Here is a 12,255-nt window from a genome sequence, read left to right as displayed (position 1 = left end):
GTACTGCAGGGGGGACCCTGTGGGAGAGTAGGACGCCGCCGAACTCCTTTTAGAAAAAGAGCCTTGTGAGGACCATCGGTCCTCACAAGCCTCTTCTGCGTTGTGCTGTAGGTCACTCGGCGTTCACGTTCTCTGGGCACTATCGCTCGTATGGTGACACCAGCGGATGAGCTGCGATGTGAGCTGGCGCGGGCGGGCGTACGGTCCGGTGATGAAGTGATCGTGCCCTCGTACGACGTGTGCGAGACGGCGCACGTGGTGCTGTCGGTGGGGGCTGAGCCGGTGTTCGCCGACATAGATCCCGTCACCTTCTGTCTGTCCGCGGCCTCGGTGGAGACCGCGGTGACCGATCGGACCGCCGCTGTGGTGGCGGTCCATACCTTTGGGCACCCCGCGGACCTGGCCGCGCTCGGCGATGTCAGCCGCCGGCACCGCGTACCGGTACTCGGACACGGCCTGGAGGCAGAACCGACCGCGGCCATCGCGCGCCGGCGCGCACACGCGCAGTACCTCACCGCCCGGCTCAAGGGCGTCCGCACGCCCCGTGCCCAGCGGGCGGCCGAGCACGGCTACCAGAAGTACGTGGTGCGGGTGCCGGGCAACGGGCGGCCGGACCGGGACGCGTTCGCCCGGGCGCTGCGGGCCCGCGGAGTGGACTGCCAGGCGCCCCTGCTCACCCCCGTGCACCGCAGTGCCGCGTTCCGGCGCGAGCTCCGGCTCGCTGAGACCGAGCGGGCCTGTGACGAATCGTTGGCGCTGCCGCTGGCCGCCGACATGACACGGCGGGAGTTGCAGCGCGTCGTGTCCGCGTGCAATGCGCTCGGCGGCCTTCTGCAACCTGCTGGATGAGGCGACCGAATCGCATCGGTTCTGGCACCAGTTCAGGCAGCGGAGTGGTCAGAAGCGGTCGCGAGTTCGGGTAAGATTTTTCTCGTCGCTGCGCCCCAATAGCTCAGTCGGCAGAGCGTCTCCATGGTAAGGAGAAGGTCTACGGTTCGATTCCGTATTGGGGCTCCAAAGAAAGGCCCTCACCCTCAGGGTGGGGGCCTTTCGCATGCCCGTAAATGATTTCTCTGCGCGGCTTTCGGGGGGCTGTCTGCGGCTGGCCGATCAGCCAGCCGCACTGCTCGGCTAGCCGGCGTGGCCGGCGAGTTGGGGCTGGGGGACGCGCATCGCCAAGATGGCCATGTCGTCCGACGCGGGCTCCGCGGCGAAGCGTTCCACCGCGCGCAGCACCCGGGCGGCGACCGCGCCCGCCGTCAGGCCCGTACACGTGGTCAGTACGTCGATCAGGCCGTCGTCGCCGAGCATGCGGGTGCCCTCCCGACGCTCCGTCACGCCGTCGGTGACGCACAGCAGGACGTCGCCCGGGTCCAGGGCCACCGTCTGCTCGTACAACTCCAGGTCGTCCATGACGCCGAGCAGCGGCTGTGGTTCGGCCGCGGCCTCCACTTCGCCGCTCTGGCGCAGTCGGAGCGGCAGCGGATGGCCGGCGCACACGATCTTCAGCACCGCGCCGCCGTCGTCCTGCGGCCACAACTCGCCGTACAGCAGGGTCAGGAAGCGACTGCGGGCGCCCTCGTCGAGGATGGCCGCGTTCAGCCGCTCCAGGACGGCCGGGCCGCCGAAGCCCTCGCGGGCCAGCAGCCGCAGCGCGTGGCGGGCCAGGCCGGTCACGGCGGCGGCCTCCGGGCCCGTACCGCACACGTCGCCGATCGCGAAGCCGTACGCGCCGTCGCGGATCGGGAAGAGGTCGTAGAAGTCGCCGCCGACCTCGTTGCCCTCGCCCGCCGCCCGGTAGATGACCTCCACCTCCACGCCCGGCACCTCGGGCAGCTCCGGCGGCAGCAGGCTGCGCTGGAGGGACTGGCTGATGGCGGTGCGCTCGGAGTACAGGCGGGCGTTGTCCAGGGCGAGGGCGGCGCGGCGGGAGAGGTCCTCGGCGAGTTCGAGAATCTCCTGGCGGAAGTGCTCGTCGGTGGGCTTGCCGAGGGTCAGCATGCCGATCACCCGGTTGCGGGCGAGCAGCGGCAGCACGACCGTCTCGCCGCCCACGGCGGACGCGGTCGCCAGCGAGGTGCCGGGGCCGGTCGCCGGTCGTACGGAGTCGCCGAGGCCCAGGCTGCGCAGCGAGGTGCGGAGCGCGGCGGCGTGGGCGGCGGCCGACGGCGCGGTCCACACCCGGGCGCCGGGCGTGGTGACCGGCTCGGGCGGCTCGACCTTCGCCAGCAGGGCCTTGAGTCCGTCGATGCGGTCCTCGTCCTCGTGCAGCACGTACGACAACTCGGGCTCGGACGCCGGGTCGGCGATGGTGTACACGGCGCACCAACTGGCCAGTGTCGGCACCGTCATCTGGGCCATCAGGGCCAGCGTCTGGTCCCGGTCCAGGGTGCCGGCGAGCAGGTCGGACGCCTCGACGAGGAAGGAGAGGGAGCCGCGGCGCAGCCGTTCCAGTTCGGTCAGCCGGGCGGACTCGACGGCCAGGGCGATGCGGTCGGCGGCGAACTGGAGCCGCAGGGCCTCCTCGTTGCTGTACCGGCCGGGGGTTTCGGCGGCGACGCCGAGCGAACCCGTCAGCCGGCCCTCGACCTTGAGCGGGACCGTGACGACCGAGCGCATGCCGGTGTTGCTGAGCAGCGGCACGGCGCCCGGCACGGCGCTGAGGTCCTCGTGGACGGCGGGCATCCGGGCCGACCCGTACCGCCCCGAGCCGGCCTCGACAGGGACCCGGGCGAAGCGCTGCCGGGAGGAGGGCAGGCCGGTGGAGGCGCGGACTTCGAGTTCGGTCTCGTCGTCGGTGGCCAGCAGGAGGTAGGCGCTGTCGCCGTCGAGCATGTCCCGGGCCCGCTCGACGGTGCGCTGGAGCAGCCCGTCGAGGTCGTCGGGGGCCGGTGAGCCGATGAAGACCTCGAAGGCGTCGTTGGCCGAGCCGCGTTCGACGGCCGATGTGCTGTCGGCCGATGAGTTGCGCGAGGGGGTCTGGAGCACGGCGCGCTCGTGGTCGCGGACGAGCAGGCAGACGGTGGAGGGATCGCCGTCCGCGTCCCGCACCCGCAGGTGGGAGGCGTAGACCGGGATGACGCGACCGTCGGCGCCGCGGATGCCGTACGAGCCCTCCCAGCGGGAGAGCTGGAGGGCCTCGGCGATGCCGGTGCTGGTGCCCGGGGTGTGCGGCCAGGCCGCGAAGTCGGTGAGGGGCTTGCCGGTGACCTGCTCGGGGCCGAAGCCGAAGAGCTCCTGCGCGTCCTCGTTCCAGGAGCTGATGGCGCCGGGGCCGTCGATCTGGATGACCGCGACCCGCACCCGCGCGTCGGTGACCGGCAGCGCCTCGGCGGGGAGCGCGGGGCCGGCCGAGCGGGTGCCGGCGGGGCGGTCGGGGAGGTCGAGCTGGAACCAGACCTGCTTGTACGTGGCGGTGTACTCCACGCCCCAGCGGGAGGCCAGGGCGGCGCACAGCAGCAGTCCTCGGCCGCCTTCGCGGTCCGGGCTGCCGAAGTGCACTCCGGCGCTTTGCAGCGGGACCTCGCGCTCGGGGTAGCGGTCGGCGACCTCCACGCGCACGCCGCCCTCGGTGCGCAGACAGGCGACGTCGGCCGCGGTTCCCGCGTGCACCACCGCGTTGGTGACGAGTTCGCTGGTCAGGACCACTGCGTCGTCGACGACGTCGGTGAAGCCCCAGCCTTGCAGCGTGTCGCGGACGAAGGCGCGGGCGGCGGCGACGGAGCGGCCGACCGGGTCGAAGGTGGCGGCTGCCCGCGCGGTGATCACAGGTCTCCTCATGCGTGTCTCGGCGATCTGCTCACCCATGTCGCAGCGCCCCTCCGATGCCTAGCCGAATGCCAGGTTACTTACCTTCGCCGAGCGCGCGGATGCCAGTCCGCTGTGAATCCACCCCGAGCGCGTCCTCGGTGGTGTGCGATGCTGCCGAACTGTTATGGCCTGGTTGGGCCATGGTGAAACACTGGGAAGGCTCAAAAGAGAGCCCGACGAGCACGGTCGACCCTGCGGGAGGCATACGGTGGAGTCTGGCGCAGCCGCGCGGGGCACGAGCACGCGCGCAAAGAGCGGACGTACCCGTACGAACGGGACGACCGAGGTGGATACGGCGGCCTTGAACCGGCTGCTGACGGCGCTGACTGCCATGCGGGACGGCAATTTCCGGAAACGCCTGACGGTCTCGGGCGAGGGCGTCATGGCGGAGGTCGCCGCCGTCTTCAACGAGGTCGCCGACCGCAATGTGCAGCTCACCGGGGAGCTGGCGCGGGTGCGGCGGGTCGTCGGGCGTGAGGGGAAACTCACGGAGCGGTTGGAGACCGGCGCCTGTGAGGGGTCCTGGGCCGCGGCGATCGACGCGTCCAACGCGCTCGTCGACGATCTCGTACGGCCGGTGTCCGAGGTCGGGCGGGTGCTTTCGGCCGTTGCCGAGGGCGATCTTGAGCAGCGGATGGACCTGCGCTCGCGCGGTGCGGACGGGGCGGCGCATCCGTTGCGCGGGGAGTTCCTGAAGGTCGGGCGTACCGTCAATGGTCTGGTGGACCAGCTCTCGGCGTTCACCGACGAGGTGACGCGCGTGGCGAGCGAGGTCGGTACGGAGGGCAAGCTCGGCGGCCAGGCCAAGGTGCGGGGCATGTCGGGGTCGTGGAAGGACCTCACCGACTCGGTCAACACGATGGCGTCCCGGCTGACGGCGCAGGTGCGGGACATCGCGCTGGTGACGACCGCGGTGGCCAAGGGTGACCTGTCGCGCAAGGTCACGGTGCACGTGGCCGGCGAGATGCTGGAGCTGAAGAACACCGTCAACACGATGGTCGACCAGCTCTCCTCGTTCGCGTCCGAGGTGACGCGGGTGGCCCGGGAGGTGGGCACCGAGGGCGAGCTCGGCGGTCAGGCGAAGGTGCCGGGCGTGGCCGGGGTGTGGAAGGACCTCACGGACTCGGTCAACCTGATGGCCGGCAATCTGACCGCGCAGGTGCGCGGCATCGCCCAGGTGACGACGGCGGTCGCCAACGGTGACCTGTCGCAGAAGGTCACGGTCAGTGCGCGCGGTGAGATCGCGCAGCTCGCGGACACCATCAACACCATGACCGAGACGCTGCGCACCTTCGCGGACGAGGTCACCCGGGTGGCCAGTGAGGTGGGGGCCGAGGGGCTGCTGGGTGGGCAGGCGCAGGTGCCGGGTGCCGCCGGTACCTGGAAGGACCTGACGGATTCGGTGAACACCGCGTTCCGCAACGTCACCACGCAGGTGCGGGACATCGCGCAGGTGACGACGGCGGTGGCCAACGGTGATCTGGGGCAGAAGGTCACCGTCGATGTCTACGGCGAGATGTTGGAGCTGAAGAACACCGTCAACACCATGGTGGACCAGCTCTCCTCGTTCGGTGCCGAGGTGACGCGGGTGGCCCGGGAGGTCGGCGTCGAGGGTGAGCTCGGTGGGCAGGCGCAGGTACCGGGTGCCGCCGGTACCTGGAAGGACCTGACCGACTCGGTCAACACCGCCTTCCGTAACCTCACCGGCCAGGTGCGCAACATCGCGCAGGTGACGACGGCGGTGGCCAACGGTGACCTGTCGCAGAAGGTCACCGTCGACGTGTCCGGTGAGATGCTCCAGCTCAAGAACACCGTGAACACGATGGTGGACCAGCTCTCCTCCTTCGCTGACCAGGTCACGCGGATGGCGCGGGACGTGGGCACCGAGGGGCGGCTCGGCGGTCAGGCCCAGGTGGACGGCGTGAGCGGCACCTGGAAGGAGTTGACGGACTCCGTCAACTTCATGGCCGGGAACCTGACGTCGCAGGTGCGGCAGATCGCGCAGGTGACGACGGCGGTGGCGCGCGGTGACCTGTCGCAGAAGATCGACGTGGATGCGCGCGGGGAGATCCTGGAGCTGAAGAACACCATCAACACGATGGTCGACCAGCTCTCGGCCTTCGCCGAGCAGGTGACGCGGGTGGCCCGCGAGGTGGGTACGGACGGCCGGCTGGGCGGCCAGGCGCAGGTGCCGGGCGTGGCGGGGGTCTGGCGTGACCTGACCGACTCGGTGAACGGGATGGCGGGGAACCTGACCGCCCAGGTTCGTAACATCGCGCAGGTCGCGACGGCGGTGGCGCGCGGTGACCTGTCGCAGAAGATCGACGTGGACGCGCGGGGCGAGATCCTGGAGCTGAAGAACACCCTCAACACGATGGTGGACCAGCTCTCCTCGTTCGCGGACGAGGTGACGCGGGTGGCGCGTGAGGTGGGCACCGAGGGCATGCTCGGTGGCCAGGCCGAGGTGCAGGGCGTCTCGGGCACCTGGAAGGACCTCACCCAGTCGGTGAACTTCATGGCGAACAACCTGACCTCGCAGGTCCGTAACATCGCCGAGGTCACCACCGCGGTCGCCAAGGGTGACCTGTCCAAGAAGGTCACGGTGGACGCCAAGGGCGAGATCCTCGCGCTGGTCACCACGGTCAACACGATGGTCGACCAGTTGTCGTCCTTCGCCGAGCAGGTCACCCGGGTCGCCCGTGAGGTGGGTACGGAGGGGCAGCTCGGCGGTCAGGCCCGGGTGCCGGGGGTGACCGGCATCTGGAAGGACCTGAGCGACAACGTCAATCTGATGGCCAACAACCTGACCATCCAGGTGCGCAACATCTCCGACGTGTCGTCCGCGGTCGCCAACGGCGATCTGACCAAGAAGGTCACCGTCGAGGCGCGCGGCGAGGTCGCCCAGCTCGCCGACACGGTGAACACCATGGTCACGACGTTGTCCTCGTTCGCCGACGAGGTGACGCGCGTGGCGCGCGAGGTGGGCACCGACGGCATCCTGGGCGGCCAGGCGCGGGTGCCGGGCGTGGCGGGGACGTGGAAGGACCTCACCGACTCGGTGAACGGCATGGCCTCCAACCTGACCGGCCAGGTCCGCAACATCGCGATGGTGACGACCGCCATCGCCAAGGGCGACCTCACCAAGAAGATCGACATCGATGCGCGGGGCGAGATCCTCGCGCTGAAGACGACCATCAACACGATGGTGGACCAGCTCTCCTCGTTCGCCGAGCAGGTCACCCGGGTGGCGCGGGAGGTGGGCACCGAGGGGCAGCTCGGTGGCCAGGCGCGGGTCCGGGACGTGGCCGGCACCTGGCAGGACCTGACCGAGTCGGTGAACGAGATGGCCGGCAACCTCACCCGGCAGGTGCGCGCCATCGCCGAGGTCGCCACCGCGGTGACCCGCGGCGACCTCAACCTCAAGATCAAGGCGGATGCGGCGGGCGAGATCCTGGAGCTCCAGGACAACATCAACACGATGATCGCCAACCTGCGCGAGACGACCCTGGCCAACAAGGAGCAGGACTGGCTCAAGGGCAATCTGGCGCGCATCTCGGGGTTGATGCAGGGCCGCCGGGACCTGGAGGACGTGGCGCGGCTCATCATGAGCGAGCTGACGCCGGTGGTCGCCGCCCAGCACGGCGCGTTCTTCCTGGCCACGCCCATCGGGGACGCCATCGACACCGGCCAGGACACCGGGGACGGGTCCGGCGCCGGCGCGTACGAGCTGCGCATGATCGGCGGGTACGGATACTCCAAGCACGACATGCCCACCACCTTCGAGCCCGGTGACGGTCTGATCGGCACGGCCGCCGAGGAGAAGCGCACCATCCTGGTCGAGAACGTGCCGGCCGGATACCTCAAGATCGGCTCCGGGCTCGGTGAGGCGCCGCCGGCGCAGGTCATCGTGTTGCCGGTGCTCTTCGAGGGGCAGGTGCTCGGCGTGATCGAGCTGGCGTCCTTCCAGTGCTTCACGCAGATCCAGAAGGACTTCCTCAACCAGATCGCCGAGATGATCGGCACCAGCGTCAACACCATCAGCGTCAACATCAAGACCGAGGTGCTGCTCAAGCAGTCGCAGGAGCTCACCGAGCAACTGCGCGAGCGGTCGGCCGAGTTGGAGAACCGGCAGAAGGCGCTTCAGGCGTCCAACGCGGAGCTGGAGGAGAAGTCGGACCGGCTCGCCCGGCAGAACCGCGACATCGAGGTCAAGAACACCGAGATCGAGGACGCCCGACAGGGGCTCGAAGAGCGCGCTGAGCAACTCGCGGTGTCGATGCGCTACAAGTCGGAGTTCCTGGCCAACATGTCGCACGAGCTGCGCACCCCGCTCAACTCGCTGCTCATCCTCGCCAAGTTGCTGGCCGACAACGCGGACGGGAACCTTTCGCCCAAGCAGGTGGAGTTCGCCGAGACCATCCACGGGGCCGGCTCCGACCTGCTCCAGCTCATCAACGACATCCTGGACCTGTCCAAGGTCGAGGCGGGCAAGATGGACGTGAGCCTGACCCGGATCGCGGTGGTCCAGCTCGTGGACTATGTGGAGGCCACCTTCCGGCCGCTCACCGCGGAGAAGGGACTCGACTTCTCCGTACGGGTCTCGCCGGAGCTGCCGGCCACGCTGCACACCGATGACCAGCGGCTGCTCCAGGTGCTGCGCAACCTGCTGTCCAACGCGGTGAAGTTCACCGACGTGGGCGCGGTGGAGCTGGTCATCAGGCCGGCCGAGGCGGATGTGCCCGACGCCATCAGGGAGCAGCTCCTCGAACACGGCGGGTTGCGCGACATGGGCTCCAAGATCATCGCGTTCTCGGTCACCGACACCGGCATCGGCATCGCCGCCAGCAAGATGCGGGTGATCTTCGAGGCGTTCAAGCAGGCGGACGGCACGACCAGCCGCAAGTACGGGGGCACCGGGCTCGGACTGTCCATCAGCCGGGAGATCGCCCGGCTGCTCGGTGGTGAGATCCACGCCGACAGCCAGCCGGGCCGCGGCTCCACCTTCACCCTCTACCTCCCGCTCAGGCCCGATGACCTGTCCGCGCCCGGCTACCCGGAGCTGTCGGCCGGTGGCGCCGGCACGCCGGCCATCGAGGCTGCTGCGGCGGCGGTCCGGTCGGCGGAGGCCGGGGCGGACGAGACGGGTGCGGCGCCGGCAGCGGCGGGCGCGGAGCCGGAGGCCGCGATCGAGCTGAGGGCGCCATCGACCGCGCGTGCGCCGCAGTCGGGAGCGAGTGCGCCAAGTGGGGCCGGCGCCCGGGGCGGGGGCAAGCGGAGCGCGGCGCCGGCGCCCAGGGACCGCCGCTCGGCCAGGCGGGCCGCGGGCGGCCAGCCACCGGAGCCGTGGCTGCTCGCCGGCCAGGACCTGGTGGCCGAGCCGAACGGCGCGGGCGGGTTCGACGGCGAGAAGGTGCTCATCGTCGATGACGACATCCGCAATGTGTTCGCCCTGACCAGCGTGTTGGAGCGGCACGGGCTCCAGGTGCTGTACGCCGAGAACGGGCGCGAGGGGATCGAGGTCCTGGAGCAGCACGACGACGTGGTGCTGGTGCTGATGGACATCATGATGCCCGAGATGGACGGCTACGCGACGACGGCGGCGATCCGCCGGATGCCGCAGTTCGCCGGCCTGCCCATCGTGGCGTTGACCGCCAAGGCGATGAAGGGCGACCGGGAGAAGAGCATCGAGGCCGGGGCGTCCGACTACGTCACGAAGCCGGTGGACACCGATCATCTGCTGACCGTGATGCGGCACTGGATGCGCGAAGGGTGACGGAGCGTACCGGGCGGGGGGCGCCGCCCGGCGGATTTGTTGACGGACCGTGGCCACAAGCGTGTGGGAACGTGGCATTCGGGGAACCTTCTCGTCCTCCACTGCGTTTTCTGTTACGTGCACAGTGACATCGCGGTGACAGGGTGTGGCGAACAGCGGGGTGCGGCTACCATGACCGGCACAAGGGCGGGCGGCGTAAGGGAGTCGTCCCCCGGGGCGGCGCCCGGTGCATCCCTCACCACTTCGAGCTGGGGGGACCCCATGCCGGGGCGAGGAGGACGAGGCATGGTGCAGAAGGCCAAGATCCTCCTGGTCGATGACCGGCCGGAGAATCTGCTGGCGTTGGAGGCCATTCTCTCCGCGCTGGACCAGACGCTGGTGCGGGCATCGTCAGGGGAGGAAGCGCTCAAGGCGCTGTTGACGGACGACTTCGCGGTCATCCTGTTGGACGTGCAGATGCCCGGCATGGACGGCTTCGAGACGGCCGCGCACATCAAGCGCAGGGAGCGGACCCGGGACATCCCGATCATCTTCCTCACCGCGATCAACCACGGCCCGCACCACACCTTCCGTGGGTACGCGGCGGGTGCTGTGGACTACATCTCCAAGCCCTTCGACCCGTGGGTGCTGCGCGCCAAGGTGTCGGTCTTCGTCGAGCTGTATACGAAGAACTGCCAACTGCGGGAGCAGGCCGCGCTGCTGCGGCTCCAACTGGACGGCGGTCAGCAGCCGGTCGCGGAGGCCAAGGAGCCCGCGGGGCTGCTCGCCGAGCTGTCCGCGCGCCTGGCAGCCGTGGAGGAGCAGGCCGAGGCGCTGTCCAAGCAGCTCGACGAGTCGTCAGACGCCGCAGCCGTGGCCACCGCCGCCCACCTGGAGCGCAAGCTCACCGGGCTGCGCAGGGCGCTGGACGCGTTGGAGCCGGGGACGGGGAGCAGCGCGAGCCCGCTGCCGTCGCCGAACTGACCCGCCACGTACGGGGGCGCCGCCGACACCCACCCCGCCCGGCGCGCCCCGGGACGCCGCCAGCCACCGACCGGTGTGCGAGGCGGCCGTTCTCTTTTCCGCCTCCTCGGCCCTCCGTTTCCCGCCCCTCTTTTGGCCGTCCGTCCCGTATCGCGCTTTGCCCCCGTGTTGCGCTCCGGCCGCCTGCCGCGCATCCGTCGCCGGTGCGGCCCCCGGGGGTACGGTTGCTGGCTGTTCCTCAGGCCGGGTGCGGTGCCCGGGTGCTGACGTTGCTTCGTGTCTCGCTCGCTTCGTGCCCCGCCGGGGCTGGTGTGTTCTTGCCTCGCCGGGCTCTCGTGCCCGCCGCCGCGCCCCGCCGCTTGCGTCCCTCTCGCCCCGGCCGGCTCCCGGAGCGCGCCGCGCCCCTCGTGCCGCGCACCTGCGCATCGCTCGTACCCCTCCTGTCCGTGGTGTCCCCACCGCCCGGGCGGCAGCAGGTGGCCCAGGAGAAAGCCCTGGGCGTGCGTGCCCCATACGGCCGACCCGGGTAACCTCGGCGCATGGCTTCTCGTACGTCCGGCAAGGGTTCCCCGAGCGCGGCGGGCACCTCGAAGCAGTCCGCCGGAGGAGCCGCCAAAAAGGCTGCTGCGAAACCTGCGAAGAAGGCGGCTGCCAAGAAGGCGCCCGCCAAGAAGTCGGCTGCACCCGCGAAGAAGGCGCCGGCGAAGAAGGCCGCGGCCAAACCCGCACCGTCCCCCACCGGTGGTCTGCTCCGTGCGGTGCGCGCGGTGTGGCGGGGGCTGGCGCGCGGGGTGGGGGCGATGTTCCGCGGGATCGGTCGCGGCGCGCGGGGCCTGGACCCGGCGCACCGCAAGGACGGGATGGCCCTGCTGCTGTTCGGGGTCGCGCTGGTGGTCGCCGGGGGCACCTGGTCCAATCTGGACGGCCCGGTCGGCGACCTGGTCGAGATGCTGGTGACCGCGACGTTCGGCCGGCTCGACCTGGTGGTGCCGATCCTGTTCGCCATCATGGCCATGCGGCTGTTCCGCCACCCGGAGAAGCCGGAGGCCAACGGCCGCATCGTGATCGGCCTCTCCGCCCTGGTGCTCGGCGTGTTGGGGCAGGTCCACATCGCCTGCGGGGCGCCGAGCCGCGAAGAGGGCACCGAGGCGATGCAGGACGCCGGCGGGCTGATCGGCTGGGGAGCGTCCCAACCGCTGATCACCACCGTGCGTGAACCGCTGGCCGTCGCCCTGCTGGTGCTGCTGACCATTTTCGGCCTGCTCGTGGTGACCGCGACACCGGTCAACCGCATCCCGCAACGGGCCCGTCAACTGCTGGTCAGGCTCGGCCTCATCGACGACGGCGAGCGCATGGCGGAGGAAGCCGGCGACGCGTACGACGACGAGGACGGGTACGCGGAGGAGTGGCGGCAGGTACCCGCCAAGCGCTCGCGGCGCAGGGCCGGGGCCGGCGACGAGGACACGGCCGGCATCGACCCCGAGCAGGCCGAAGAGGCCGCGCTCAGCAAGCGGCGCAGGCCCCGCAAGGCCGCGCCCGTCGCGGACACCGGCGCCGTGGAACTGCCGCAGAGCCGGCCGATGGACGCGGTCGACGTGGCGGGGGGGGGCCCCCCCCCCCCCCCCCGGGGCCGCCCCGCCCCCCGGGGGGCCCCCCCCCCCCGGGGCCCGGGGCGGACGGGGGAGACGACGCGAAACCCCCCCGCCCCC

At 70.7% G+C, this 12,255-nt stretch carries 5 protein-coding genes and 1 tRNA gene; 5 read left to right on the top strand and 1 reads right to left on the bottom strand.

Going from position 1 to position 12,255, the window contains the following annotated elements:
• The first annotated feature begins 150 nt into the window (after positions 1-150).
• Positions 151-849, top strand: a complete 699-nt coding sequence (locus AAHZ94_RS16960) for a DegT/DnrJ/EryC1/StrS family aminotransferase (protein ID WP_349993739.1) — start codon at positions 151-153, stop codon at positions 847-849.
• Positions 850-941: 92 nt separating this feature from the next.
• Positions 942-1,017 (top strand) — tRNA-Thr (locus AAHZ94_RS16955).
• A gap of 114 nt (positions 1,018-1,131) precedes the next feature.
• On the opposite strand, the gene AAHZ94_RS16950 is transcribed toward AAHZ94_RS16955, so the two are convergent.
• Positions 1,132-3,768, bottom strand: coding sequence for a SpoIIE family protein phosphatase (locus AAHZ94_RS16950; protein ID WP_349993740.1), 2,637 nt, complete (start codon positions 3,766-3,768; stop codon positions 1,132-1,134).
• A gap of 250 nt (positions 3,769-4,018) precedes the next feature.
• Between AAHZ94_RS16950 and AAHZ94_RS16945 the strand changes: the two genes are divergently transcribed.
• From AAHZ94_RS16945 to AAHZ94_RS16935, 3 genes are all read left to right on the top strand, one after another.
• Positions 4,019-9,583: a HAMP domain-containing protein gene (locus AAHZ94_RS16945; RefSeq protein ID WP_349993738.1), complete on the top strand. Its 5,565-nt coding sequence runs from the start codon at positions 4,019-4,021 to the stop codon at positions 9,581-9,583.
• Between the two features lie 285 nt (positions 9,584-9,868).
• Positions 9,869-10,546 (top strand): response regulator, encoded by a 678-nt coding sequence (locus AAHZ94_RS16940; RefSeq protein WP_349993737.1) that lies wholly within the window; start codon positions 9,869-9,871, stop codon positions 10,544-10,546.
• A gap of 539 nt (positions 10,547-11,085) precedes the next feature.
• Positions 11,086-12,255: DNA translocase FtsK 4TM domain-containing protein (locus tag AAHZ94_RS16935; protein ID WP_349993736.1), on the top strand; the 1,170-nt coding region annotated here is incomplete at its 3' end.

This window comes from Streptomyces sp. HSW2009 (assembly GCF_040240285.1).
Lineage (GTDB): Bacteria > Actinomycetota > Actinomycetes > Streptomycetales > Streptomycetaceae > Streptomyces.
Note: the sequence above shows the minus strand (reverse complement) of the source record. Positions and strands in the feature narration are given on the sequence as shown.